Raw genomic sequence first — 26,521 nt, 5'->3', positions numbered from 1 at the left:
GACTCGTGGAAACCCTTGAGGTTCAGACCATAGACAAGTTGATGAGCCCAGACAACCTAATGACAATTAACAGGGTCTTGGATCTTCTGGGAACCTTAGATAGAATGGGCATACTTGATTTGGTGAACGGTGCGTTACAGGATGAGGAACTAATAGGAAAAATTATGGGGTCCATTATCAACGATAACACCCTTTCGATGATAACACAACTGAATAATTTGGGATCTCTAGTAAAAATTTTCATGGATAAGGATATTACTGATGATCTCCAGTATGTATTTAAATTGTTGTCATCTCTTAGAAATTCTGGTCTCATGGATCCCATAATAGGCATTCTCAACGACCCCGAGACCCTGGGAAAGATAATGGGATCACTGGTGAACGATAAGACTCTCCAACTCATAGAAAACTGGAACGGCACTCTCGACCTAGTAAATGCTGTAGGCAACGCGCTTAAGGAGGAACACAAACCCGTTAAGTCTGTCATAGATATTTACAGAATGATGAAAGATCCTGACGTGCAAAGTGGCTTAGGTCTTCTATTTGGTATTATAAAAGAGCTTGGGAAAATTGCCAAAACTAAATAAACTCCTTTTTCACTAGAAAATCTATAAGAGCAGAACTACGCGAGGTTGCCAGCTCAATTGCGTAGGTCTGTGGTCTTAGGAACTTAAACGCCCCTTCGGATCTGATTAGCCAGGGAGGAAGAGAGGAAAGTTTGAGGAAATTGGAGTATTCCCTTCCACCGAAGACATAAACCCTTCCAGGGACAACTGTAATGACGTAATCAATTCCAGGTGGGTAGTAGGTAGGACAGGAAGCATTGTTATAGGACTCTATGAGGACGTCCTTACGACGAGCTAGGATCCTGACAACGCTCTCATACACTATTTTACCTGCGTTCTCCAGAAATCCCCATACTTCCTGTTCTTCCACGGTAACTGGATTGAATTGCGAGCTCAACCTCTCCAGTACATCCTCCATAGATTGAGGGATGAGGTTGGATGGACCCTGAAGATAGACGCTTCTCTTCTCATCTGTTACCCTAAGCATCACGGGGTAGCCCCTGTCCATCAAGGAGAGGTAGTATGGAAAATTTCTCTCAATGCGCTCAGGATCTACCGGAAAGAGCAGAACGGCAAATGGATTAATTTCCTCGATTCTCTCTCCTGTGCTATCATGATAACTCAACGCGTCATTACCCGCAAGTATTCCCAGTTCTAGGCTCCGCGTCAATGTTGAGTAACTATACCACGCGTTATGGCCTGCAACAGGTTTCAAGGGAAAAAGATCTATGCCAACCTCCTTAAGGAGGGAAATGAGGGTGAGTCCAAACCTAGTCTTTCCGGAATCATGTGGTAGGCCCCCATTTATCAGAAGCCTCATGAGTGAAAATCGTCTCAGGGAAATAAATGCATTAGACAGATAATAAAAGAGACGTAGATTTGGATTAAGTATATAATCCAATGAGGGAAACTTAGGTTTGTGAGAACAGGACTTCTGATGCTTGCTGGCATCGTAACGGCTGTAGCTCTGGCATACCTTTCCATAATGATAGCCAGTCTCCCTTTCTATCCCTTTCACGATAGGGGATTTAGGGATGATATGGAGACAGGAATTTACTTTGGCGGAAGTCAGCACCAGATACTTTTCACTCCCCTGGCAGTGACAGGGAATTCTTCGAACCTGAATTATAGTACCGTGAATTCAGCTTTCTATGATGCTCCAATGAACGGCACTGAGTATTTGTTTTCACGATGTCCCAGCAACATCGATGTGTATCCCATGAACGTAACGTCTTCACCAAACGGCACGGTTAGCTTTACGGTTACGCTTGAAGGTAACGGTTTCGTGCACATGATTGGTGACAATAGATTTTACAGAGTGCTGGAATTCCAGGAGGTATTCACACAAAATAACATTTCAATAAATATAACATTACAGCTAAATAATGTGCCTCCTGGGGAACTTTGGATACCGATTTGGGACAGTTGTCATACCGAATATGTGGAAGTGATTATCAGGTAGATTCGATCGTGTTTCCCAGTTGGGTTGAAATATTCTTACACTTGTGAGGCTAGGGCATGTCCTAACCACCAGATCGTGCTGGCATGAAAAGGCACATTGTCAGCCACAGATCTCTAATCTTTATTTTTAGTCATAATCGTGTACCAACCCGATTAGGTTCCTTCTTCTGGTCTGTTCTGCAACAACTTATTATTTGCGATGCTTCCACATACTCTCATGAAACAGATTATAGTTGCCAATGTTACTCCCTTCGACGAGAAGGGTAACCTAGACCTAGAGGGTCTGAAAACCCTTTACAATTTTGACTTAAGCAGGGGCGTTACAGGTTTTTGGGTGATGGGGACGACAGGGGAATGCAAGATGCTTACTACAACCGAGAAATTAACGGTTGCCAAGACCTCAATAGAAATCCTAGGCGAGAAGGCCATAATTGGAATAAATGAAGAGTCTACCGACAACTCGGTGAAACTTGCAAGGGAGATAGTGGACATGGGCGCTTCGAAGATTTTCTCCCTTCCTCCCATATATCATAAACCATCAGAACTTGGGCTCTTCAAGTTCTTCGAATCCCTTTCCAAGATTGGGGTTCCTGTATACGTTTACAATATACCCAGTTACGTGGGATACAACATTGACCTAAATCTCACAAGGAGGATGGCGGAGGAGGGGATAATCCAAGGCATGAAGTACACCACGAACGACCTGGTCTCCTTTCACGAATACACAGGACTGAAGCAGGATCACAGGTTTGAAATATTCATGGGTACCGAACACCTCATTCTGCCCTCGCTAATGTACGGAGGAGACGGCGTGGTGACTGCAGTGGCTAATTTCGCTCCCGAGTTCGTGAGGAATATATTCACCTTCTTTGAGGAGGGTAACCTTCAGAAAGCCATGGAAGAACAGCATAAGGTTATCAGGTTGGCTTCGGCGGTATCAGGAGAGGATTACCCGGCTGGAGTGAAGATAGCCCTAAGATATAGGGGGCTCTACGTGGGAAGAGTGAGGGAACCACTTCAGGAAGATATAAATCGTGAAGGGACAATATACGCAACGTTAAAGGAGTTCGGGCTCTGAATGATGAAATCGATGTAGGTTGAGGGATGAAAGGATTATTCCCGGCTGAGAGACCCTAGAGTGAGTTGAGTATTCTCAAAAGCTCCCTTTCATAGATTGTCTGAACTAGCCTTCCCTCCCTATCCACCACAGCTATCACTGCGCTCTCCGTAGATCTGAATTTTCTGAGCGCATCAATGACTCTCTGCGTATCTTCCATGATCACCGTTTCATTCAGTTCAAGATCTCCCGCCCTTAGAACGGAGTACATGGAGGGATCTATCTCCAGCAACTGTTGAACTGTTATATGCCCCATGGGCCTCCTCTCCCCATCAACGACTATTATGGCTCTGGCGCCCCGTTCTGTCATTTTGTTTATTGTCTCCCTTAACGTGGTCTCAGCGTCAACATAAAGCGGGGTTATCCCGGTTAGGGAACCGAGTCTCTGATTAAATCCTGGTCTACTCTCCTCCGCCCCACCTACTCCCCTGACCTTGGCCTTAAAAAGCAACGGCACAACCAGAGCAATCATAGTAATTGCCAGCGCTGAGTATGAGTACTGCGTCTGGCCCAGATAACCGGAAACTAGGGCCGAAATCAACAGAGAGGAATCCACACCTCCTTTGGTGGTTACACCCAGTCCGTTGACTATTCCATCCTCCTTAACCAGGAATGAGGTGATGTATCCTGAAAGGAACTTTGAGACAAAGACCAGTAAAGCTAGCGTTAAACCTACGGACGCTATATACAGATTCAATGGCGCAAAATAGAGACCTATGCTCACGAAGAATAACGGCTCGAAGAAACCATATGTTAACCCATGCATCTTCTCCCTTAAATCTGGTCTATCTCTCAGGTAATCCCTCAATAGAAAGCCTAGAAAGAGAGCCGCTATGGCTGAGTTGAATCCGAATATCTCTGCAATATATCCAGTCACCATTATGACGGACAACAGGAATGCCAGTTCCACTTCCCTTACCTTTATGAAACCCTCAATCCCCTCTAAAGCCCTTGCGATCCTGGGGCCTACAAAGAAAATTATTAGAAAGAGTATCACAATTTCAAGTGTTTGCCTGATTACCTGTACTGGCTGACCGGACTTGGACACTATGGCAAAAAGAATAACCGAGATTATCTCGACCAGTGTACCCTGGTAAAATAACCTTCTTCCCATGTCCGTTTTTACGAGTCCCGTGTCCATCAACAGCCTGGTGAGAGGACCAACACTTGTCATTATGAGGGGAAAGACTATCACAAGGGGTGATGGAACGTGAACAGCGAATAGGTACGCCGTTACCACAAGTAGAGGAATAGTAAGGAGAACGATGGAAGAGATGAAGACTCTGGAGTCAAAATGTATTTCCCCTCCAAACTCCTCTGCGCCTGCCAGAAAGAGAAGGAAAACTATTCCAAGCGAGGTCACGAAAGAAATGATGTTATTCAGTGTAATGATCCCGAGAACGCCTCTGCCCAGAAGTATGCCAGCAACTATGGCACCAACGAAAGGAGTCAATCCAAGTCGAGAGAACCCAGCCTCCATTAGTTTGGCTGATACAAGCATGATACCGATGTAGAGAAGGGATACTATAACTGAATTCATGTGTAAAGACTTTTTACTTTACTTTACCACTATAAGAGTGATGGACATAAGCGAAAGGGAAATTGTTTACCTTTCAGCAATAAAGGACATTAACGATAAGGGTAAACCCGGGAAGCTCTCCATCATTGCCAAGCAGATTGAAGTCTCGCCAGCAAGTGCCTTCGAAGAGCTGAAACATCTGGAAAGAAAGGGGTTAATATCAAAGGAGAACAACAATATTTACATTACAGAGGAGGGTAGGAAAAGCCTAACAAAGGCCTTAAGAGCCCACAGGGTTCTGGAGTCCCTTCTCGTCAAGGTTGGGATTGATCCAGAGACTGCCTGCAGTTACTCAAAGCAGTTTGAACTGAAGGTTCCAGATGAGATAATAGAGAAGCTATATGAATATCTCGGAAAACCTAATAAGTGCCCACATGGGAATGGAATTCCGTGATAAGCGTACAACCATCTTACATTTACATCTTCGCGTTAATGGTTTTGGAGGGAATGTCACTTCCTATCCCGAGCGAGATAGTGATGCCCCTAGTGGGTTACTATTCAACGAAGGGTTTACTTGATCCATATCTGGGAATTGTGATAGGTACCTTGGGTAGTCTTGTTGGATCACTTATTGATTATTACATTGCATTGGAACTTGGGGTTCCTTTCCTTCACAGGTATGGTAAGTTCTTCAAGCTTACGCCCGACAAACTGGATGCCCTCTCAAGATGGTTTGCCAGATACGGTACCCAATCGGTGTTCCTTTTTAGATTCGTTCCAGCGTTCAGGGCTCTCATTTCCTTTCCGGCTGGGCTCAGCAAAATGAGGTTACCCCTCTTTATAGTTGCCACCTTCGCGGGGCATCTGATCTGGGATACCGTACTGGTTTATATTGGAATATACTTCTCAAGCACGTGGCAAGCAATCATTTCGGTTCTTGACAAGTACCTTTATGGAGTGGCAATAGCGACTGCAATTATTATTGTGGTCTACATTTTGATCAAAGGAAACTTTTTAAAGTTTTAACTAGAATAAGGTTTATGATTGAAGTACTACTTTCTCCCTTACAATACTTCCTTGCAGTTATAGCTGGAGTCCTCGTGGGATTCAGTTTAGGGTTGATTGGAGGTGGTGGATCAATTCTAGCTGTTCCGCTCCTTCTCTATTTTGTTGGACTGGCTACAATCCCTCCCCAATACTCCTCTTCTCCTGCACTGGCAGCCGAGTATACTAACTTCGTGGATCATATAGCTCTAGGTACCACTGCACTGGCGGTGGGTCTAAACGCATATATTAACAGCTACATGCATTTCAGGAGGGGAAACGTAAAGATCCTTGAAGGCGTAACGTTCACAATTCCAGGAGTGGCAGGAGCTACGCTGGGAAGTTACGTGAGCCATATAACCCCGGGTAAATCCCTGCTATTCTTCTTCGGAATCCTAATGATCGGGGTTGCATTATTGATGTTGAGGCAAAGGTCCGCAGATAGGATAAAAGCCGGTTCTGAAGGAGGGCTGGCTAGACTATCACTGGTCAAAGTTATTCCCACAGGACTACTTGTGGGCTTCGCCTCCGGATTCTTCGGCATAGGAGGAGGCTTCCTGATTGTTCCGGGTCTACTATTCAGTACTGGGCTTTGCATGATTAAGGCCGTGGGAACGTCTCTAATTGCTGTGGGAACCTTTGGAATTACTTCTGCAACAGTCTACTCCATGTACGGGTACGTTCTACCTGTCATAAGTATCCTCTATCTAGTGGGAGGGATTTTAGGAGGTTACGGAGGAGCCTCTATAGCCTCCAGATTGCCTAGGGGAACACTTAGAAAGGCTTTTGCCCTAATCATCATAGCCGTGGCAATATACATCATGGTCGAAAATTACAAGGGATTGTTTCTTCTCATACATTGACGTTAGAATCAGCCATTTCTCTGTACATTTTTTCTATTTCCTCCTTAAGAAAATTCAGACAAGAATCCACGTTTTTCTTGATTAAATCCCATCTCTCTTCCTTTATGGCCCTGATAATCTCGTCCCCCTGCTCCTTGCAACCTACCCTATCATGTTTACGTTGAAACTCCGTTAGCTCCTTATTAACCCATTGATAAACTGTTTTTTCCTTTCTTTCATCCACATGTAATTTAACCTTCTCCAGTGAGGTCCTAAGCAGGATAAGGTCCTGGAGTTGATAGAACTTCTTTGGAATTGACATGTCTCATAAATATGGATAGAGGATAAATAACTCATGTCCCTATTACATTTATCCGCTTAGAGGAGATTGATCATGACATCTGAACCTGGGAAAGATATTAACACCAAGACATATGTATTATACTCCATAGGAGGGGCCATAGCGCTGATTCTGATCACATTTCCCTTTGGGGGCGTGGCACCGCTTGACGAGCCTAAAGTTTATGCGTCTGATGGAGCATATTACAATCTGGGAGTGCCTGTAGGGATTTCGTTCATTGCATTCATCAACCTTCTCATTTTCATTGTCTCCAGTATACTGTTCTGGGGATCTAAGGGCCTTTTCAAGAACCTCATGATAGATTCCTCTGCACTCTCATTTGTGTTCCTAAACTACTTCAATTATTACGTACTTTGGCTAGTTTGGCATCCCCAAATAACTGTGTTACCTTTTCTTTTCCTGATAAAGTATAATGGTGCGTCAGCGATACAAGTGGATTTCGGACAAATGGTCTTAATAGCTTATATATACAGGATTATTAGGAGAGCGAGAAAGCCCCGCCCTTTATCAGGGCTCGAGTCGGTGAAACCGGTTGATGAGAGTCCTCAGCCGGGCGGGGTACAATGATGACGCCGACATAATCAGATCAGTGACGTGAGGGTCGATAAACTGAACTTACTCAAGTTTAAAATCCCTTTTAGATATATCTTGTCGCCATGGAAGTTCCTAAGGACAGATCCAGTGAAGGTAAGGATTACGATCTGAAGTATGCATATAAGGCTTTGAGTGTTCTGGCCCCTCTTGCAATTGTTGTAATGTACACTGAGGGAATGCTCATTCCCTCCCTAGTGAAGATAGAGGATGATTTTGGAGTTAACGCAGCCCAGGTTAGCTGGGTCTTGACAGTGTATCTCCTAACCGGATCTGTAATGAATCCGATTGCTGGAAAACTGGGGGACATGTTTGGGAAGAAAAGAGTTCTCACCATAATTATCTGGATCTATGCAGTTGGTGTTACCTTGACAGGATTCGCGCCAAACTTCGACTTCTTGATATTTGCGAGGGCTATTCAGGGGTTGGGGCTCGCCATGTTTCCCTTGGCGTTCAGCTTAATCAGGGAGGAGTTTCCGCCCAAGCTAGTTCCCACCGCACAGGGAATAGTTAGTGCAATGTTCGGAGCAGGTTCTGCAATAGCTCTCCCCATAGGCGCTTATATCTCACAAAACTTTGGATGGCAGTACACATATCACACGGTTATCCCATTCGTGGCCCTAATGGCAATACTTACATCCACGCAAATCAGGGAATCCAAGTTCAAGAATCCGAATACAAGGATAGACTTTGTTGGTGCGGGGATCCTGTCAATTTCGTTAGCTTCCCTGATCCTAGGTTTCAGTGAGGCACCAACTTGGGGATGGTCATCTCCCCTTACCATAGGGACGCTACTTCTCTCCGCTATTACCTTTGCAACCTTCATTTACTTTCAGAGTATCACTCCTTTTCCTCTAATATCTGTAAAGCTATTGAAGAGAAGGAACGTTCTTGTGGCCAACGTAGCGGCCGTGGTGGCAGGCTTTGCCGTGTTCATGGGCTCCCAGACCTTAACTTACCTGTTTGAGGAACCGAATCCAGTGGGATTTGGCCTGGATATACAGGCTACAGGACTGGCCCTGCTACCAACGGCACTTATTCAATTGATAGGAGGTCCCCTAGCTGGAAAGGCTATATCCAGAAGCGGTCCAAGAAAGGTCATGATAGTGGGCTCAACTGCACTCATCCCCGTTTATCTTGTTCTATCTCTCCTTACCTCTTCAGGAGGGTCTCAATCAATCAACCTAGTGATTACTTTCGCTACCTTGGCAATGTTGGGCGCCACACTTCTAAATGTAAGTCTTGTTAACTTGCTTACCTTCTCCGTGGAAAGGCAAGTCATGGGTACGGCAACTTCAATTAACACCGTGTTCAGGCTGGTGGGCGGAACTATAGGGCCTTCGGTAGCCGGAGCAATTATGGGGACATATCAAAGTAGTATCGTGGAGATCATACCAATGGGAGGAACCACTGTTTATTATCCCGTGGTCATTCCCTCTGACCAGGCCTTCAGTCTCATCTATTTGCTGGCAACCCTTCTGGCGGTGGTCATGACTGGTATATCCTTCATGACCAAGGACATAAAAATTGGGAATGTAATGAAGGAAAGAAATGAGTTCGTTGCAGGACATTGATAATCAAGTTATCAATTGCCATAAATGCTCCCTTTCTGGAACTAGAACCCATGCGGTTCCTGGTGAGGGGAACCCATCAAGCGACGTGGTTTTTGTTGGAGAAGCTCCAGGGGCTAGGGAGGATGAAACCGGTCGGCCCTTCGTGGGTTCGGCCGGGCAGCTACTCAACGATTTAATAAGAAAATACTTGGGTAGAGACCGGTCACAGGTCTATATAACTAACGTGGTAAAATGCAGACCACCTAACAACAGGGATCCTGAGAAGGAGGAAATTGAGGCCTGCTCCCCATACCTCGTTGCGCAGATAAAGTTGATTAAACCTAAGGTTATTGTCACCCTTGGAAGGCACTCCACGGGATTTTTGCAGACCTTGGCAGGAGTTCCCCTAACTCCCATTTCGCGTTGTCACGGAAAACCTTTCAACATGGATCTAGGATTCGGTGTTGTCATAATATTCCCCACCTATCATCCCGCTGCTGCACTCTACAATCCTCCACTGAGGCGCGATCTGGAGGAGGATTTTCAAAAACTCTCGAGACTAGTCACAACAGGTTCAAAAGCCATAACTCTCGATAAATTCCTGGATCTAGATGGATCTGGGAATAAAGGGTAAAAGGGTTCTCGTAACAGCCTCAAGTAAGGGAATTGGATTTGCTACCGCGAAGAGATTTCTGGAGGAGGGAGCCACTGTCACCGTCTCTTCTCATAACCTTGAGTCTTTGAAGGTAGCTTATGAAAAGTTAAGGAGTCTTGGACAAGTTTACATGGTACAAGCAGATCTGACAAAGGCTGAGGAGGCTAAGGAGTTAGTGAAGTCTGCTCATGACATTATGAATGGCTTAGATGTGACAGTCTACGTTACCGGAAGTCCAAAACCCGGAAACCTCCAAGAGTTAAGCGACAAGGACTGGTTGGACGCATTCAATTTACTCCTAATGAGCGCTGTTGTGGTCACCAGGGAATCAGCCAAGTACATGAAGCCTGGTGGAAGAATCATTCTCTCCACCTCAATGACCCTGAAGCAACCGATTGACAACCTGGACCTATCCAACGTGGTTAGACTTTCACTTGCAGGACTGATCAAGTCGGCCTCCAGAGAACTTGGCCCTAAGGGTATACTTGTTAACGGAGTGATGCCTGGATGGACTCTAACCGAGAGAGTGAACCAGTTGGCCAGGGATAGGGCTACGAGAGAGGGAAAGACCGAGGAACAGGTAATATCCGAGATAGTAAAGGAAGTTCCCCTGAATAGGATTGGTCTTCCGGAGGAAGTTGCCAACGTTATTCTCTTCCTAAGTTCCTCCCTCTCCACCTACGTTACTGGAGCCCTTATCCCCGTGGACGGTGGACTGATCAGGGCAACCCTTTAAAGGCATTCGGCTGATAATACTCCCTTTTTTCTCTATCTCGGAAAAACACGGCTAATAAGGGCCCAATGGTTATATCAATCTAAGGAGTAATACTCTCTAGTGATACTGTTGAGGCTAGCCGAATTCTACGCTAATAATTTCAGGAGTTTGGAGTCAGTGGAATTGAGAGACGTTGGAGGCTTCAACGTAATTGTAGGTTTCAATGGATATGGGAAGACTAACCTGTTAACTGCCATCTATCTTTACATCAAGAATCTATCAGCGGGCTTGGAGAAGAGATCCATAGAGGATAAGAACCAAGAGTATCTGCTAATGTGGAACAGTTACGACACAAGCAAGCCCATTCTTCTTGGAGGCAGGTTGCAGTTTGGTGAGAAGGAAGTTGAGAAAGTTGTGGGAAAGAGCATGGCCATGAACATTGACCTGGTAAACAAGTTGAGATATATAAACGGATATCTTGAGTGGGACCTAGACCTAATAAGGATAAATGGATCTGTACCCTCCAAGGATGAGATTGATCAAGCCAAGAAGTTGTTGGACTATGCTTCAAGTCAGGTGGAGTATGTTCCCATTTTCGATCAAAATTATTTCGATGATGTGCTCAACAGGATCATAGGCCTAAACAGGTCGCCCATCAGCCTTAGAAAGTATTGGTACGATTTCGCCAATCTGGTGAGCAACACCATTCCAGAGGTTAAGGGAATTGAGATCTGGGACTCAAAGAAACTTGTCCTCAACGTGTACAACCTGCCAATCTATATAGACCTGGCAGCAAGCGGTTTCCAGAGAATCATTCTCATACTTTTCGTAATATGGCTAAGCGGGAACAAGATCCTCCTGATAGAGGAGCCTGAGGTTAACATGCATCCCATAATGCAGTTTAAAATGGCCAAATTGCTCAAATCATGGACTGAAAGCGATGTTCTGCAGGTATTTATGACCACACATTCTCCCTTCATTGTGTCCTCCGATGTGGATAGTTTCATCGTGTTGAGGAGAGGTCAAACCGCGTCTAAGGCCGTGAACTTTCAGCCAACCGAGGATGTGAAGTCTGCATTCTCGCTACTTAATGTCAACATAAGTGACCTCCTCTTCAACAAGACTATAATTGTGACAAGTGAGATGGCGGAACCCAATGTGATATTGAACTGGCTAAGAAAATTGAATGTAAACCCAGAGTATAATGGCATCGTTATCTACACTGTGAGGAACGAACTTGAATTGCAGACATGGCTCAAACTGAGGAACATGCTTAAACTAGACATGCTGTTCTTGGGCCTTTGTGATAAGATAGACCTAGAATTGAAGGATCTTTGTCTACCTCTAAGTAGGGAAGTGGAGTCATTTTACAGCAAGAGCGGAATGTTGGAGGCCCTCAAGAGAATAGGGATTTATCCCGACGAGAAAGAGATGAGGGATCTCTCCAGGGAGGACAACGCGAGATGGTTGATGAACGTCCTCAAGAGAAGGGGACTCGATTATGGTAGCATGAGATCGTCCATAGGCGATATTATATCTAGAATAGATTCCATTGAGATCCCCAAGGAAATGGAAATCCTTGTAAATAAGATTAAAACCGCTCAGGTCATTTAGTAATTCATGAATCTGGTTTCCCTTGCCTTTCTACTAATATTCCTGGGGTTCATCCTAGTCTTTGCTGACGTTGTCCTGACGATGGTAAGGGCGGTGAAACAGCAAGGAGAAGAATCAAGTGAGGAGCAGAGAAAAGCTGAGGCAGGTGGTGTAATATTTATAGGTCCTATACCCATAATTTTTGGGACTTCTAAAAAAATTGAGAAGTGGATGCTTATAGTCGCATTGGTAATAACGGTAATTCTCGTTGTGCTGTTTGTACTCCCCTTTATATTAGGCCTCTAACCTTCATTGCCCTTACTACCCTCTCCACCGCTACTACCATAGCGGCTGTCCTCAGGTCCTGATCACCTAGCGAGTTGTACTTGTTATATACCTCATTGAATGCCTTTTCCATTCTGCCCAGGATCAACTTCTTTGCATCCTCCTCGTTTATTATCTCACCCATTCTATTGTTTGCCCATTCCACATAACTTCCAACCACTCCGCCTGAGTTGGCTAGGATATCGGGAACCACCGGGATACCCCTATCCTTGAGAATTGCATCCGCGTCAGCTGTTAAGGGCCCGTTTGCGCCTTCAACGATTAATTTAGCCTTTATTTTGGGCGCATTGTATTTATGAATCACGTTCTCAAGGGCTGCAGGGACCAGTATGTCAGTTTCGGTGATAAGCAATTCATCATTGCTAACTTTCTTACCGGATGGATAGTTCACCACTGATCCAGTGCTCTTTTTCACCTCTTCCAGCTTCGAATAGCTGAGTCCGTTAGGGTCTATTACACCACCTTTCGAGTCACTAACTCCTATCACTATGGCTCCATTCTCCTCAAAGAACTTAGCGGCGAAGCTTCCCAGGTTGCCGAATCCTTGAATTATAACCTTTCTTCCCTCGAGACCACCCAAGAATTTCTCCGCAGCTAATTTAGCCGTATGAACAACGCCTAACCCAGTACTGAACTCCCTGACAGCAAGTCCTCCCAAATCTATGGGCTTACCTGTGAAAGTGGCTGGATCTATCTTACCTGAGATTTTAGTGTACTCATCAAGGAACCAAGACATAATCTGAGAATCGGTGTTAACGTCTGGGGCAGGTACATCTATATCACTCCCTATGTACTTGTAGATTGCATCAATGAAGTTCCTAGATAGTTGTTCCAGTTCCTCTTTGCTTAGTGACTTGGGATCTACCCTTACTCCAGCTTTACCTCCACCATAGGGAAGCTGAAGGAGGGAGTTCTTCCAAGTCATTATCATTGAAAGTGCTATGACTTCATCTTGAGTAACATTGGGATGGAATCTTACTCCTCCCTTATATGGACCCAATGCACTGTTATGCTGTGATCTCCACCCTGTGAACGTCTTTATGGTCCCGTCCCTTCCCTTGATTTGAATCTTGACCTGAATTACCCTTTCAGGAGTGGATAGGGCCGTGAGTTGGTCCTCATGCAGTCCTAGGATTTCCCCTATCTTATATAATTTTTTAGTCTGTTGTGTGTATAAATTCGAAGTTAAAACTTCTTCTACCGAAGTCATTAATAATTAATCATGATGTATTATTAAAAAATTTTTCCCCTGCCGTGCTTTAATTACTTATGCCTAACCTCTATCTCCTATGTAGAATTACAAGAATTGCAATAACAATTAAGGTGACCACGACGGCTATTGTAAAGGACTCTGAAGGGTTAATAGCCTTGTAGGGTAGGGTGGTATTCTGATATCCAGTAAGGTAAGGGAAATGAAGGCTGGGATTTATGTAGGAGCCATTAATGAACTCCAGTTTATAGCTAGAGAATGAAGGAAATGTTTGATTATAGTTCACTTCCACGACCATATTCTTTAACGCATAAACTGTGGCTGTGGCAAAGGTGATGTTTCCTCTTGTCACCTTAGAAGTGAATTCCTCCAAGTTGTATGTTGTACCCTGAACAGTTTTGGTAACATTGCCGACGTAAGACAGCTTGAGCGAGTTCCACGTCAATGAACCGTTCACGTTATTGATGAAGTTTGTGTTCAAAGTGATTGGGGTTCCCACCTGGATAACGAAGTTTACAGGCCTATCGTTCAGTGAGGTGAAACCTCCCAAGGGAAAGGCATTGAGTTCATTGATGTTATATTGAAGCATCAAAAGAATGTTTCCCGGAAGGAGTGCAGGGTAAACATATTCTACGTAACCCGAGGGTTGATATGTCGCCGAGAAATTGGAGTAGGTCATGTTCACGTAGACGTAACCAGGACTACTTGTGAAGTTAGTGGGCTGAAGCTCGTTGGAGAGCTGATAATTTGTCAGGTTCATGACAAATTCTAGACCTGACACAGTCCTGTTGATGGATTGGATAACACCTGATGGCATTACCGAAAATGTAAAACTTTCTGGCAAAATTTCGGAATACTGGTAGGTTACCTGTCCCGTAACGTTGTTTTTAGATGAATTAATGAATGATAAAATAACCGTGGAAACGTTGGACTCAATGGCGTAGGATGTGGAATTAGACATGTAACCCGGGTAAAGATAAGGGTAGCTCATGTTTAGAGGACTCATGGCATAATTTACGGTGTAACTTCCCGGTTCCACAAAGGTAACGTTCTTAACTGCAGTGTAATTTGAACTGACGTCCACCTTAACCCATGTTCCGTTCAGATTAACAACTTCGTAGTTTACGAAGGCACTCTCTATGAGGGAGGGCTTCGTTATATTCCCAGCTTTAGTGATATTGAAAACGCTGAGCGAATAGCTAAGCTTGGTGGGGACTTGATATGGAATGGCCTGATTTCCGTTTGGGTAAAACGTGAGGCTACCGGCGAGCGGAACCAAGGCAAAGGTGAAAGTTAGGGCGATTAATAGCGCGATTATGGACCTCAATTGCGACATCAGTATAGAACAATGCGTTGCTTTAATAACTTTTATCCCCACTTAAAAACATGCAGAGACCTTTAGTTGCAGTTGGATCAGTGATTTTCAATCTGGACAAGGTACTACTGGTGAGGAGATTACACCCCCCTAACCAAGATAAGTGGGCAATTCCAGGAGGAAAGGTGGAGTTCGGGGAATCAATAAGGGATGCTGTTATCAGGGAAACGGCTGAGGAAACTGGATTGCAGGTAGAACCCAGAGTGCTCATGGCCGTGGTTGAGGTGTTCAGGGAGGGTTACCATTACGTCATCCTCGATTTCATCTGTGAAGTTAGGGGAGGGGAACTCAAGGCCTCTTCAGATGCGGGAGATGCGAGATACTTCTCGCTGGAGGAAATAAGAAAGCTCAACGTGAGTTCCACAACCCTTGAAATGTTGGAGAGGTTCTGGAAGGGGGAGAAAATGCCTTACCTGATCACTGAAATCTCCAGGTAGAACCCTCCTTGGAATCCAGTATCTTGATACCGCTCCTGGAGAGTATATCCCTAATCTGATCCGAGAGGTCATACATCTGCTTTTTCCTGAGATAGTTTCTAACCTCTATCACTGCATCAATTACCTTGGCCAGCCTGTCAAGCTCAGCTGAAAATTCCTCATCCATCACCGCAAACACTTCGTTGAATTTCCTGAACCCATCCAACGCTATTAATGCCCCAAATACGTCCTCACTATACTGTAGCTTTGAGAACACTATTGATGCTAACTCGTGTATTGCTGTTAATGCATTGGACGTATCAAAGTCGTTCTCCATGTGTTCATCAAACCTGGAAATGGTCCCTATGACCTGTTCCTGTACCTTCACGTCTTCCTCCTTGGCATAATGGATCGGTCCCTTCTGAATTATCTTCCTGAGTATGGATATGGCGTCCTTTAGTCTTTGTAACGACCTCGAACTTTGTTCCAAGATCTCCTCACTATACTCTATGGGGTTTCTATACTGTGAGGAGAGGAACCAGTACCTGAGCGTGGATGGCCCATACTTGCTTAACGCCTCCTTCAACGGAACAATGTTTCCCTTGGACTTGGACATCTTTTCCTTTTTGATCGTGAGAAAGGCCACATGCATCCAGTATTTAACCCAAGTTGACCCTGTGAGCGATTCTGTCTGCGCCCTCTCGTTCTCGTGATGGGGAAACACCAGATCCATTCCACCTCCGTGGATGTCGATCTTGTTTCCTAGATACCTAGTGGACATAGTGGAACACTCTATGTGCCATCCAGGTCTACCCTTCCCCCACGGTGACTCCCAGTAGGGTTCACCAGGCTTATATGCCTTCCAGAGAGCGAAATCGTAGGGATGTCTCTTCTCCTTAACTATCTCCTCTCCCTGATCCCATTCCTCCTTCCTCACATTGGACAGCTCTCCATACCCGGGATACGTATCCACATCAAAGTAAACGCTCCCGTTGGCCACATATGCGTGTCCGCTATCAACTAACTTCTGAACGAAATCGATGATCTCGTTGATGTGGGTGGTGACCTTTGGATGCATGTCAATCTTAACCTTGAGGGCACCAATATGTTCCAGATAGGTTTTGGAGTAATATTCGGAAACTTCGTTCCAGCTCTTGCCCAGGTCCCTAGCCCTATTGATTATCTTGTCGTCAATATCGGTTATGTTCTGAACCCTGATTACGTTGTATCCCTTCACCCTAAGATACCTGCTCATGGCATCGAAGGCAACAAAGGTTCTGCCATGCCCAATGTGAACCTCATCATATACTGTGGGACCACACACGTACATCTTAACGGTATTAGGTTCATTAGGCTCGAAACTTTGAATCCTCTTCCCCAAGGTGTTATATACCTGCAACAAGCCCCATCACTTCAGGATTAGGTTTGCCAACTTCCTTGCGATTTTAAGGTTGCTGTCACTGAAGGCCTCCTCTTCCGTTAACCCTTCCTCCTCTGCCAGGAGGAGGGATGTGAGACCTGACAGAAGGACCAGATATGACACGTTACGCAAGGGAGTAGTAGCCACGGGAAGTATTTGTTCGGCCTTAATCACGGATAGCGTCACGTAATCTATATCCTGGTCCCCTATCACGAAGGGCTGAAGATTTTGTCCCTTAACGTAGGCCTCTAGGTCATTATGGTTGGACTCTGGAATAGGCCCGTAGAAGGCAGGGTATTTAGCAGTTTCGTTCAGATCCTGTTTAAACCTTATCGCCACCGGGAAATAGAGGGAACCGTAGAATACAGGTATCTTACCCCTAACTAACATCACCAGTCTCCTGGCCAGGTTCAAAGCCCTCTCTTTGTTACTCTCCACCCCTTCTGTCAGCTCCGAAACCTTATATTGGTCCCCAGTCCTTGTGTTCAGGATCTTAACGAGTGCCGTGAAAAGGAGAGGGAACCAAACCCTTGATGGGTAGTCCTGTCCGTTGGCCATTTTGGCCTGCATGGACAGGTTCACATGCCTTCCGCCCCTCTCCCTGCACAGTTCCGCCAGTTTTCCTCCAGCCGAAACGCATATAACGTCTGCACCAAGCTCAAAGGCTCTCCTTGTCACCAGTAACGTCTCTATATTATCTCCAGATCTGCTGAAGGCAAGTAAGGAGAATTTTCCCTTGGCCCTGAACCTAGAGGGATCACCATTATAAACGGAGTAGTCAAAGGGAAGCTCGAGTATCTTAGCCATCTCACCCGGAATGTAACTGGCTCCCATTCCCGTATAGATCACATTGTCATACTTGATGTCTGGAACCTCTATTTTCTCCGCATCTCGAAAAAGTTTATCCCAGTCCAGGAAAACATTATGCATTTTTCATCACAAGGGAGATATTGAACGATGGAGGAGACGAGTTCATAGAGACGGATATGTTCTCCATGTTCATATCCTTAAGGTTCTTCCTGAGGGTGACAATGAACTCGCCCATCAGTTCAGACATTCCCTCAAGGACGCTCTCCACCATGTCCCAGATTTTACCTGAGAGCAGTGAGCTTAAGACAGAGGGTTGCATCAGATAGGCGTAAAGTAGATTTACCCTCTGAACGGAACTGAGAAAGTTAACTATTGCGTCATCCCAATTCTTTGCCTCAATCCCCTTCTCAAATCTCTCTGCAAGTTCCATAATCTTCTTCAACTGAGCCCTAGTAAAGCTCACAATCCCCTGTTCCGCCACACTGAGGCCTGTAAAACTTGTTTTCTCCAAGTTACTTAAAATCTCTCCTATCTTGGTTGTGGATTTCATGGCTTATCTCTATTCATCTATGCATAAAAGTCTTGGCGTAATCAGAGTGAATATGCCCGAGAGTTTAGTGGTTCTAGGAGGAGGAGCAGCGGGAATGAGTGCCGCCTCCAGGGCAAGAAGACTTAGGCCCGACCTCAGAATTACAGTGATTGAGGCCACAAAGATGGTAAGTCATGCACCCTGCGGAATACCCTACTTTATTGAGGGATTGTTCGACGACGAGAATCTCTTCATGACTTATACTCCCTCTTTCTTCGAGAGCGAGAGGAAAATAGAGGTGTTAACGAACACAAGGGCCAACGAAGTCGACCTTGATGCCAGAGTGGTGAAAACTGACTCAGGTAAAACGCTCGAGTATGACTGGTTGGTTGTTACGCTCGGAGCTCTACCAAAGACGTTTCCTCGCGTTGAAGGGAAGAGAGTTTTCTATGTACATCATCCTGCTCACGCGGTTGAGATTAGGGAACAGCTGTGGTCCATGAACAAGATAGCTGTGGTGGGGGGAGGAATACTTGGAGTGGAAATGGCTGAGGCGCTGGACTCCGTGGGAAAGAGGGTTATTCTAATTCACAGGGGCCCTTACATTCTCAACAAGATGCTGGACCATGATCTCGGAGACGTAATGACTAAGCTAATTCAGGGTAAGGTGGAGTTGCATCTTAACGAGAGCACAGAGGAGATAGGTGAAGGCTACATAAAGACCGACAAGGGAAAGTATCAGGTCGATGGAATTGTCCTTGCCCTTGGAGTGGTGCCAAACGTGGGCATGTTCAAGGACAAGTTACAGATAGGGGTAACAGGGGCCATAAAAACCAATCGTCGCATGGAGACATCCATGAAGGGAGTATACGCTGCAGGTGATGTTGCTGAAAGCATTCACGTGGTATCAGGGAAGGAAGTGTGGATGCCCTTTGCCCCAGTTGCGAATAAGATGGGATTTGTGGCCGGGAGCAACATAGGTGGCAAGGAGACGGAGTTTCCGGGCACAGTGGGTAACATGATCACAAAGTTTCATGACATGTTCATAGGAAAGGTGGGATTAAACGAGAGCGAGGCCAGGGATGCAGGATTCAAGCCCGTCTCTGCAACCATCAGATCCAAGACCAGGGCTAGATACTACCCAGGTGCTAAGGATATATACGTGAAGTTAATTGCGGATGAAAACAGCAAGAGAATTCTTGGTGGGCAAATAGTAGGAGGAGAGGAGGTTCTGGGTAGACTTGATGCCATCTCCGTGGCCCTCATGAAAGGATTTACTGTCGAGGAAATGTTCTTTGCAGAAATGGGCTATTTACCTGCAATATCTCAGGTGTGGGATCCGCTTACGGTGGCAGCTAGGCAACTTCTCAAGGCATAAGTAATACATTATATTTAAATATTTCTATAATTGTTAATATCGTAATATGGAAGCAGGAGGCGGGCTATCCGATTTACTCAATAGTATCGTTACAAAGTACATTATCTTTCACCTAGAGAGCCCGCCCTTTAACCAGATTCTGGATCGGGTAGAGGATGTGAGCCTGAGCCCTTGTGATGACACGGTTAGAATTGTGGAAAAAATACCTAAACTATCAAGCGAAGTTGTTGCAGTTGATGGTAGCAGTAGAAGCTTTGTCCTTTCCCAGGGATTAATTTCGGTCAGCTCTGTCTCTGCAATCTCGAGTTCAAAGGGGATTAAGGGTATGTTTCCCTCATTTGAACCGAGCATGAGTCTTGATCTACAGGAACCCTTTATTGCCCTTGCAACTCCCTTTAGCGGTCCAGAGAGAATAGAGGACTTCCTCCTTCATCCAGCCGTATCAAGAGTTCAGATGGAGGGTAACCCCTTTCAGCAGGACCTGACCAGGTTGGAGACCGAGCTCCGATTCTCTTTGGAGACATCCTCTTTGGAGAAGGTGAAGGATAGTCCTTTGGTTTTGGTTGACGGACCTCTCTTACCCAAGTTCATGTACCTTAATAGGAAGGTAGCTCAAAGGCTTATCCAGAGGAGGAAGGAGGTTTTACAGAAAAATTTTGTAGGTGTAGTCAAAAGGGTTAACCATTCCACTGTTCTGATTGAATCCTTGAAAGATGGGAAAGTTAGAGAGAGGATGATCATGAAGTACAGGGTTAACCCGACCTCCTTCTCCAACGACGAAGCCTTCCTGGTTCACCTGGTTAAGAGGAACTTCAAACCTCCCTTTAGACCCCTTGTGGTGGGCCCCCTTAAGGGAAAGCAGGAGGAGATGGAAATATTTTCCAACTATCTTGTGATTCCATTCCACCCATTTCTCGAGAGGTTTTCCATACTGAGGGTGGAGAGCCTCACGGATTCCATCGCTCCTGAAACCATTCTATCCACTCACATCTCCTCTGACGGGATCCCGCTTCCGCTAGCCTTTGCGGATAAGGTTGCCAAGGAGGTATCAAATGCGGTGTTTAACATGTTACTCCAGCAACTGTCAAGGGGAGGTATGCAGTCGAGTTTCTACAGTAGACTGGAGGGATTGGGGGCTTGATTGACGAACTCTACAATGGTATGAGGGAGAGGACCAGCAGGGCTAGGGCCTTGGCTGTGAGCCTTGGGAAGATGGTGGGGAAGATCTCCAAGTACATGCCCAACAGGATAGACCAGGAGAGCCTTTACGTAAACGCTGTAGTTGACGCGGAAACATACTACTCCAATGAATACCTTGGAAGGATGGGAATTCTGCTAGGGACAGTGGACATCAGGACCCTTGAGTTCATTCTCCTTCAGGTCGTTGGATATGAGAGGAGCGATATCACCTCCTCCCTGTTCAATTCATCGGACATCACCCCTAAACTGGTTGAAGACGATGATCCGGGAACCCTCATCGGAAACGTCATACTCAAGTGTGAAATGCTCACTAGGCTTGACCCCCTGGGTAGGGGAGAACCCGTGCCTGCAGATATAATTCCTGAACCACAATCGCCCGTGATCATCCCCTACCCTGAGATTGTGGAGAGAGCTATGGGGATCAATCGTGGTAAGTTGAGGCTTGGCTTCCTAGACATCTCTAACTCTGAGGCAAAGGTCAGCATTCCGCCAGAGGAGTTGAACTTCCATAGCCTAGTCATAGGCACCACAGGGGCTGGCAAGACATCGTTCATTAAGGACGTTATAGCGACGCTGGCAGGGATGGAGGATGAGCAGGTGATTATCTTCGACGCCACGGGAGATTATTATCACTCCTTCCTTCCGCCAGACCTAAGCTCTGACCACGTCAGAAGGGGAGTTGAGGATTATAACAAGCTGAACGGACCGGTGAATGGAATACATACCAGCATTATCTTCCCGGTGACCAACCGCTGGCTCAGGAAATACACCCAGGAAAGAACGGAGGAGGAGATAACCAAAACCTACTACAATCTCTACATCAAGCCTCTGATTAACTACATAGAGAAAAAGGGGACAAGAGTGGACGTTCAGATTAATGGAAGAAGAATTGAACTCTCTTCAGATCACTGGAGATCAAGCGCTGAAATAAACCCCTTCTACCTCTCTTTCAGAGAAAACAGGAGGATAGTTCATAAGCTTAACCCATACTTTAGCGAGCAGGCATCCCATTTCCTTAAGATAATTACCGCCCAGCTTAAGGACGTGGAGAGCCTTGACGAGTTCATAGAAAACATGAACGAGGAGAACTTCGAGAAATTACAGGTTCATAAAAGCACTAGGGAGAACATACTTCGTGGACTTTACCTGCTTCGCGAGACTGGACTTTTCGACCTCCGTTCCCCCAGAACGTCCCTGGGAGATCTGCTTTCAAGTTCTAGGATACTGACAATTGACCTCTATAATCAGGAGCTGGACGACTTCGCTCAGAAAATATTAACATACTATTTCCTAGATAGGATTTTCCAGTATAGAGAAAGTAAAATGAGAAGTGGTGAGATCAACAACAAACTGTTGATAATAATAGATGAAGCCCACAGGTTCTTTCCGTCAAATAAGGGAGGAGAGGAGGACAGCAATTACGTCAGGAGAGTCGCAGGAAAGATATCAGTAATGATGAGACTTGGACGCAGGAGGAGAATTGGTTTCCTGTTCTCAACTCATAACCCGTCAGACCTGAGCGATATAATCGTACAGCTGGCCAATACCAAGTTTGTTTTCAGAACGTCACTGGACATTGCGGAAAGCCTAGGTGTTTCACGGTCGGAGGGGAAAATATTAAGCTGGGAAAGGAATGGAGTAGCATATATGATTTCGCCGTGGTTAAAACAAGGTAGATTGAAAGTCAGAGTTCCGGTTCCTCCTCCCATAGGTCATTACGATCTTTCAAGGACTTAGGTGAGCATGATGGATAAATTGGAACAATTAAAGTCGTCCTTAAACACGTTAAGACTGAGCGGAACAAAGGAGAATCTCACCAAGGTGTTAATTGAGATAACCAAGCTGTTGCCTCCCTCGGATGACGTTGCAATAACGGTGGGGAAGAAAGGAACACATGAATACGTGATAGACAGGAAGGGATTGGCCATTATCACTACGTCACAGGACGAATACCTCCCATTCCTTTCTTCTTCAGAAAAGAGAATATCCATGGAACAGCTACCCGATGACGTGGCTAAGAAGGTCATCTCAGATATCTCCAGTCTCCTAGTCCAGCTAAGGGATATACTAAAGGCACAGGCTAGGCGTAATCCTTCCTACGGATTACTAGCCTCAGAGGTAGACTTGATTGCTAAGAGTTAGCGACACCGTGGTTAGAACCATAAACATGGTACATTATCAGCAAACCAACTTCATGGGGAGACTTCATGGAGGCGATATGCTGAAGTTTCTGGCTGATGCCGGAATGCTGGCATCCATGAAGGTGAGTAAAGGTCTCACCGTTCTAGCCTCCCTGGATCAAGTACTTTTCAAAAGGGGAGCGAACCTAGGGGACATAGTTTTCGTTGACGCTCGCGTTCTATATGTGGGTAATTCCTCCATGGAGGTGGAGATGAAGGCCTCCAGAGGATCCGAGGTTATAGTTACAGCAAGCGGAACTTATGTTAAGGTAAATCAAGAGTTCAGACCGGTTCCCGTGGGCGAGAAGGTTGTGGGAGAAACCGAAGAGGAGAAAAAGTCAATTGAGCTGGCAATACAGAGAAGGAATAACAAGGCACAGAGAATCAGAAACAAAAGGGAGACCCTTTGCTCTGAGGATCCCACCAATTTCCTGAGATTCAGACTCAGTAACACCATTTTTGTGGGTCCAACCATGACCTATGATGGGAGGGTGATGTCTGCTGGAATGCTCCTTAAGGCCATGGATGATTTAGGAGGGACGTTGGCCCTGAGATATAATGGCATTGAGAACTACAGACCTGACCAAGACGGAGTGGTCACAGTTGCAGTATCTGACATCTTCTTCTACTCCCCAATAAGGCTTGGGGACATCGTGGAAATGAACGCAGGAATAACCTATGTGGGTAAAACATCCATTGACCTCCTGATAAACGTGAACAGATTAGATGAGACGACGCAGGAGTGTAAGCACGTGACTACTGCGTACTTCACATACGTGCGGGTAGATCCTCATGGGAACAAAAAGGAGATGCCCAAATACGTTCCAGAGACGCCACACGAGATTGAGCTGTGGAATGAGTCAATTAGAAGACGAGGAAGATAGCCTCCTGGTTATGAAACTATACAAGGTAACTGCTGAGAGGGCAAAGGAGTAGAACGCAACTAAATAGTCCAAGTTTAGGTCGTTACCAAGAAAGCTAACTGCTGCACTCCCTCCTATATTTGCTATATCCTCAACTGCGTTGAATACCCCTATAATGGACCCCCTATTCTTTCTAAGATTTCTGAACATGTACGAAAAGAACGAGGTTCCAAATAATGGGTAAAAGGAACCGAAGGTCACAAAAACAGGTATTGTGACTCCGCCGGATCTTATCCCTAATCTTAAGACTAAGGAAATACCCAAGACCAACAGGGCTCTCCCCATGATGGAGAGGTACATTAAGAACGCTTCTCTTCCTGAGGACCTTTTCCCAGCAATATAATATATTCCCTCATCTAAAAGATATAAAATAAAATAACTCACATATATGAAGGACTCCGGATTCCCCATAAGGTAGTTGAAGGGGACGAAGGTCGTGAAGAATATTTCAGCGCCGAAGTTAAAGGCCATAAACGATGAAAGTGCACCAGTTAATTCCTTGATACTTTTCAGTCTGGAAGGCTTATCAATGTTGATCTTCCCGTGAGTGCCCATTAGGGACACGAAAGCAAGAGGGATTGATGTCATACACAGGAGGAATGGGAAAAGGTATGAGCTCACCACAATGGCCGAAACGCTTCCCAGGGCATTACCCACTAACGTAAGCTGGGATAGCCTAGAATTCATCTTTGGGATCTCCTCAAAACTGTAGTTTTCTAGAAGGAGGAGAGAGTAAAGGGGTGAGTTTAACGCAGATGCGAATCCCGAAAGGGTGTATCCAACTAAACTCTCCTCAAGCTTTCCTCCCAGCAGAAGCGCGGATATTGATAATAACACGGGCAAGGAAATTCCGTACTCCAATCTTCTCCCTGTCCTGTCCAGCAGGTCACCCCAGAAATAAGAACCTACAGCATTGCTCAGGTTATACAGGGTTGTGGCCAATCCCAGCAGAAAGATGGACCTAGTATGAGAATACAGAGTTACCGGGTACCATATTCCCATATATGTTGTCGCGGTTATAAGCAATGGCTGCGAAAGAAACCTTCTCATTAAGAACCCTTATCTTGAATGGAAGCCCTTTAAATCAGATTCCTTATCTTTACTGCTATGAATCTATTGGCTTTTGTGGTTGTAATAGTGACCTACGCCCTCATTGTCACCAGGGGAATTTCAGGAATACCGCCTTGGGCATCCATGTTCTTTGGGGGAGTGATGATGATTATAACAGGCGTAATCACACCCCATGAAGCGTTTGCGTCAATTAACCTTGACGTGATACTTTTCTTGATTACCCTGTTCACCTTTGCCTCTGCCCTAGAGGTCTCAGGCTTCCTAAAGTATCTAGGATTTTACATTGTGAACAAGCTCAGGACGCCCTCCAAAACGCTTTTCGGCGTATTACTCTTCTCAGGGTTGCTCTCCAATCTAGTCACAAATGATGGAGTCTCGGCCAGCTGGACTCCTGTTATCCTAGAAAGCAGTAAAAAGCTTGGCGTGGACGAGAAGCCCTTCCTGTATGCACTGGCTTTCGGAGTTACAATAGGAAGCGTTATGCTTCCTACGGGAAATCCGCAGAACCTTCTAATAGCCCTGGATGCGGGGCTGAAGGACCCCTTCATCGAGTTCGCCATGTTCCTAGTGCTACCAACAATGATCAACCTAGTCATCTCATACCCCATCCTGCTTCTCCTGTTCAGGAGAGAGTTAAGGGGAAATGGTGAGATTACAATCTCTCAGGAGAGAGTGGAGGACCCTCTCACTGCATATCTCTCTTTGACTCTCTTGGCCATAACAGTTGTACTATTCTTCTCGCTTAGCTTCATTGGAATAGATATTGTCCTTGGTTCCCTGACCACTTCCTCAATCCTCATCCTAGTCTCGAAGAGAAGAAGAGAGATCATCAGAAGAATGGATTGGTCTACCATCCTCTTTTTCATAGGGTTGTTCATATTTACGGAGGGCATGATTAAGGGCGGAGTGCTTGATGCGATAGTTCACTACCTTCCGTCCCCATCCTCAATTTTAGCCATCATGCTTGTGAGCGTCCTAGTAAGCCAATTGTAGCATTTCCCTGAACTTGACGTCAGTGCCTCGGCCCTTGAAAAGTTTTTTACCAGGGTAATACGCGTTTTGAATAATGAGAAGGGGTAAGTGGCTGAGGAAACTGAAGGAGGCGCTAAGGTGGAGGAGGGATTACCTGAACGCGCTGAGGGATGCGCTAAGGAAGTTCAGGGCTGACGTTGTGAGGAAGCTGCTCCTTGCCGTGATCGCGGAGAGGGGAAGTCTGGCGGGTAGGGCTGAGGCCGTGGGTTTCGACTACGAGAGCGTGCTGGGCAAGCTTGACGAGCTGGCTGACGTTGACCTGCTCCCACCTGTGAAGCTCCTGGTTGGAGATCATCCAGTGCAGGTGGCGGTGGACGATACCTTCGACGAGAAGGCCTACGCCAGGGCCATGCCCGTGTCCAGGAACCTGGCCATGTTCTTCTACTCCAGGGTGAAGGGGACCTTCATCCCCGCGATCCAGCTCCTCGTGGTCACCGTGAGGGACCTGGTAACGGGCGAGGTGTACCTGGTCCACATAGACGCATACGTGGCCAGGAAGGTGGCAGAGCTTGCCAAGGCCGTGGGACAGGACCTGAACTTCTCCACGAAGGTGGACATGACCCTCCAGGTCCTGGACAGGTTGAGGAGGGAGCTCAACGTACAGGTCATAACCTT

General features: G+C 45.8%; 27 protein-coding genes and 2 pseudogenes. 20 read left to right on the top strand and 9 right to left on the bottom strand.

Annotation, left to right across the window (positions count from 1 at the left end; all coding sequences use genetic code 11):
- The first annotated feature begins 5 nt into the window (after positions 1-5).
- Positions 6-587, top strand: a complete 582-nt coding sequence (locus L3N51_RS04205; RefSeq protein WP_238025680.1) for a DUF1641 domain-containing protein — start codon at positions 6-8, stop codon at positions 585-587.
- On the opposite strand, the gene L3N51_RS04200 is transcribed toward L3N51_RS04205, so the two are convergent.
- Positions 580-1,386 carry an ATPase gene (locus L3N51_RS04200; RefSeq protein ID WP_238025677.1) on the bottom strand — a complete coding sequence of 269 codons (807 nt, stop codon included), beginning with the start codon at positions 1,384-1,386 and terminating at the stop codon, positions 580-582. The genes L3N51_RS04205 and L3N51_RS04200 overlap by 8 nt on opposite strands.
- Positions 1,387-1,485: 99 nt before the next feature.
- Between L3N51_RS04200 and L3N51_RS04195 the strand changes: the two genes are divergently transcribed.
- Together L3N51_RS04195 and L3N51_RS04190 are read left to right on the top strand one after the other, a co-directional pair.
- Positions 1,486-2,028 (top strand): hypothetical protein, encoded by a 543-nt coding sequence (locus tag L3N51_RS04195; RefSeq protein WP_238025676.1) that lies wholly within the window; start codon positions 1,486-1,488, stop codon positions 2,026-2,028.
- Positions 2,029-2,244: 216 nt separating this feature from the next.
- The gene (locus L3N51_RS04190) at positions 2,245-3,105 is read left to right on the top strand and encodes a dihydrodipicolinate synthase family protein (protein WP_238025674.1); all 861 of its coding nucleotides are present in this window, start codon (positions 2,245-2,247) and stop codon (positions 3,103-3,105) included.
- A 55-nt stretch (positions 3,106-3,160) separates the two neighbouring features.
- On the opposite strand, the gene L3N51_RS04185 is transcribed toward L3N51_RS04190, so the two are convergent.
- On the bottom strand, positions 3,161-4,684 hold the full coding sequence (locus tag L3N51_RS04185) for a cation:proton antiporter (protein ID WP_238025673.1): 1,524 nt from the start codon (positions 4,682-4,684) through the stop codon (positions 3,161-3,163).
- Positions 4,685-4,724: 40 nt separating this feature from the next.
- On the opposite strand from L3N51_RS04185, the gene L3N51_RS04180 reads away from it, so the two are divergent.
- From L3N51_RS04180 to L3N51_RS04170, 3 genes are read left to right on the top strand one after another with little or no spacing between them, the layout of a single operon-like run.
- A complete protein-coding gene (locus L3N51_RS04180) occupies positions 4,725-5,117 on the top strand; it encodes a metal-dependent transcriptional regulator (RefSeq protein WP_238025672.1) in 393 nt (130 codons plus the stop codon).
- Positions 5,114-5,689 (top strand): DedA family protein, encoded by a 576-nt coding sequence (locus tag L3N51_RS04175; protein ID WP_238025671.1) that lies wholly within the window; start codon positions 5,114-5,116, stop codon positions 5,687-5,689. Before L3N51_RS04180 ends, L3N51_RS04175 begins: the two co-directional genes overlap by 4 nt.
- Positions 5,690-5,703: 14 nt before the next feature.
- Positions 5,704-6,570 (top strand): sulfite exporter TauE/SafE family protein, encoded by an 867-nt coding sequence (locus L3N51_RS04170; RefSeq protein WP_238025670.1) that lies wholly within the window; start codon positions 5,704-5,706, stop codon positions 6,568-6,570.
- Here the strand turns inward: L3N51_RS04170 and L3N51_RS04165 are convergent.
- The gene (locus L3N51_RS04165) at positions 6,560-6,871 is read right to left on the bottom strand and encodes a hypothetical protein (protein ID WP_238025669.1); all 312 of its coding nucleotides are present in this window, start codon (positions 6,869-6,871) and stop codon (positions 6,560-6,562) included. The two genes, L3N51_RS04170 and L3N51_RS04165, sit on opposite strands and share 11 nt — an antisense overlap.
- Before the next feature lie 72 nt (positions 6,872-6,943).
- On the opposite strand from L3N51_RS04165, the gene L3N51_RS04160 reads away from it, so the two are divergent.
- From L3N51_RS04160 to L3N51_RS04135, 6 genes are all read left to right on the top strand, one after another.
- The gene (locus L3N51_RS04160; protein WP_238025668.1) at positions 6,944-7,477 is read left to right on the top strand and encodes a hypothetical protein; all 534 of its coding nucleotides are present in this window, start codon (positions 6,944-6,946) and stop codon (positions 7,475-7,477) included.
- 89 nt (positions 7,478-7,566) lie between these two features.
- Positions 7,567-9,075, top strand: coding sequence for an MFS transporter (locus tag L3N51_RS04155; RefSeq protein WP_238025667.1), 1,509 nt, complete (start codon positions 7,567-7,569; stop codon positions 9,073-9,075).
- Positions 9,053-9,688 carry a type-4 uracil-DNA glycosylase gene (gene udg, locus L3N51_RS04150; RefSeq protein ID WP_238025666.1) on the top strand — a complete coding sequence of 212 codons (636 nt, stop codon included), beginning with the start codon at positions 9,053-9,055 and terminating at the stop codon, positions 9,686-9,688. The genes L3N51_RS04155 and udg overlap by 23 nt, the downstream gene beginning before the upstream one ends.
- The gene (locus tag L3N51_RS04145) at positions 9,666-10,445 is read left to right on the top strand and encodes an SDR family oxidoreductase (protein ID WP_238025665.1); all 780 of its coding nucleotides are present in this window, start codon (positions 9,666-9,668) and stop codon (positions 10,443-10,445) included. Before udg ends, L3N51_RS04145 begins: the two co-directional genes overlap by 23 nt.
- Positions 10,446-10,553: 108 nt before the next feature.
- The gene (locus tag L3N51_RS04140; protein WP_238025870.1) at positions 10,554-12,038 is read left to right on the top strand and encodes an ATP-dependent nuclease; all 1,485 of its coding nucleotides are present in this window, start codon (positions 10,554-10,556) and stop codon (positions 12,036-12,038) included.
- A gap of 6 nt (positions 12,039-12,044) precedes the next feature.
- Positions 12,045-12,323, top strand: coding sequence for a TIGR00304 family membrane protein (locus L3N51_RS04135; RefSeq protein WP_238025664.1), 279 nt, complete (start codon positions 12,045-12,047; stop codon positions 12,321-12,323).
- Here the strand turns inward: L3N51_RS04135 and L3N51_RS04130 are convergent.
- Both L3N51_RS04130 and L3N51_RS04125 read right to left on the bottom strand, forming a co-directional pair.
- The gene (locus L3N51_RS04130) at positions 12,307-13,572 is read right to left on the bottom strand and encodes a Glu/Leu/Phe/Val family dehydrogenase (RefSeq protein WP_238025663.1); all 1,266 of its coding nucleotides are present in this window, start codon (positions 13,570-13,572) and stop codon (positions 12,307-12,309) included. The genes L3N51_RS04135 and L3N51_RS04130 overlap by 17 nt on opposite strands.
- A gap of 70 nt (positions 13,573-13,642) precedes the next feature.
- Positions 13,643-14,908, bottom strand: coding sequence for a hypothetical protein (locus tag L3N51_RS04125; RefSeq protein WP_238025662.1), 1,266 nt, complete (start codon positions 14,906-14,908; stop codon positions 13,643-13,645).
- A gap of 50 nt (positions 14,909-14,958) precedes the next feature.
- On the opposite strand from L3N51_RS04125, the gene L3N51_RS04120 reads away from it, so the two are divergent.
- The gene (locus L3N51_RS04120; protein ID WP_238025661.1) at positions 14,959-15,384 is read left to right on the top strand and encodes an NUDIX hydrolase; all 426 of its coding nucleotides are present in this window, start codon (positions 14,959-14,961) and stop codon (positions 15,382-15,384) included.
- Here the strand turns inward: L3N51_RS04120 and cysS are convergent.
- From cysS to L3N51_RS04105, 3 genes are read right to left on the bottom strand one after another with little or no spacing between them, the layout of a single operon-like run.
- Positions 15,365-16,765 carry a cysteine--tRNA ligase gene (gene cysS, locus L3N51_RS04115; protein WP_238025660.1) on the bottom strand — a complete coding sequence of 467 codons (1,401 nt, stop codon included), beginning with the start codon at positions 16,763-16,765 and terminating at the stop codon, positions 15,365-15,367. The genes L3N51_RS04120 and cysS overlap by 20 nt on opposite strands.
- 6 nt (positions 16,766-16,771) lie before the next feature.
- Positions 16,772-17,713: an SIS domain-containing protein gene (locus L3N51_RS04110; protein WP_238025659.1), complete on the bottom strand. Its 942-nt coding sequence runs from the start codon at positions 17,711-17,713 to the stop codon at positions 16,772-16,774.
- Positions 17,706-18,143: a hypothetical protein gene (locus L3N51_RS04105; protein WP_238025658.1), complete on the bottom strand. Its 438-nt coding sequence runs from the start codon at positions 18,141-18,143 to the stop codon at positions 17,706-17,708. The genes L3N51_RS04110 and L3N51_RS04105 overlap by 8 nt, the downstream gene beginning before the upstream one ends.
- Before the next feature lie 52 nt (positions 18,144-18,195).
- Between L3N51_RS04105 and L3N51_RS04100 the strand changes: the two genes are divergently transcribed.
- Genes L3N51_RS04100 through L3N51_RS04080 form a run of 5 tightly spaced genes read left to right on the top strand, consistent with a single transcriptional unit; the run spans position 18,196 to position 23,764 of the window.
- Positions 18,196-19,500 carry an FAD-dependent oxidoreductase gene (locus L3N51_RS04100; RefSeq protein WP_238025657.1) on the top strand — a complete coding sequence of 435 codons (1,305 nt, stop codon included), beginning with the start codon at positions 18,196-18,198 and terminating at the stop codon, positions 19,498-19,500.
- A 46-nt stretch (positions 19,501-19,546) separates the two neighbouring features.
- Positions 19,547-20,641, top strand: a complete 1,095-nt coding sequence (locus tag L3N51_RS04095) for a DNA double-strand break repair nuclease NurA (RefSeq protein ID WP_238025656.1) — start codon at positions 19,547-19,549, stop codon at positions 20,639-20,641.
- Between the two features lie 20 nt (positions 20,642-20,661).
- On the top strand, positions 20,662-22,437 hold the full coding sequence (locus tag L3N51_RS04090) for an ATP-binding protein (RefSeq protein ID WP_238025869.1): 1,776 nt from the start codon (positions 20,662-20,664) through the stop codon (positions 22,435-22,437).
- Between the two features lie 9 nt (positions 22,438-22,446).
- Entirely contained in the window at positions 22,447-22,842 is a 396-nt protein-coding gene (locus L3N51_RS04085) for a hypothetical protein (RefSeq protein WP_238025655.1), read from the top strand.
- Positions 22,843-22,867: 25 nt separating this feature from the next.
- Positions 22,868-23,764, top strand: a complete 897-nt coding sequence (locus L3N51_RS04080; protein WP_238025868.1) for an acyl-CoA thioesterase — start codon at positions 22,868-22,870, stop codon at positions 23,762-23,764.
- Here L3N51_RS04080 and L3N51_RS04075 read toward each other — a convergent pair.
- Positions 23,741-24,853 (bottom strand): MFS transporter, encoded by a 1,113-nt coding sequence (locus L3N51_RS04075; protein ID WP_255776125.1) that lies wholly within the window; start codon positions 24,851-24,853, stop codon positions 23,741-23,743. The two genes, L3N51_RS04080 and L3N51_RS04075, sit on opposite strands and share 24 nt — an antisense overlap.
- 57 nt (positions 24,854-24,910) lie before the next feature.
- On the opposite strand from L3N51_RS04075, the pseudogene L3N51_RS04070 reads away from it, so the two are divergent.
- Positions 24,911-25,864, top strand: a pseudogene (locus L3N51_RS04070) (SLC13 family permease); the annotation flags it as partial.
- A 76-nt stretch (positions 25,865-25,940) separates the two neighbouring features.
- Positions 25,941-26,521, top strand: a pseudogene (locus L3N51_RS04065) (ISNCY family transposase); the annotation flags it as partial.

The sequence above is a fragment of the Metallosphaera javensis (ex Hofmann et al. 2022) genome, assembly GCF_022064045.1.
GTDB classification, from domain to species: Archaea; Thermoproteota; Thermoprotei_A; order Sulfolobales; family Sulfolobaceae; genus Metallosphaera; species Metallosphaera javensis.
The sequence above is the reverse complement of the archived record's forward strand: the minus strand, read 5'-3'. Positions and strand labels throughout refer to the sequence as shown.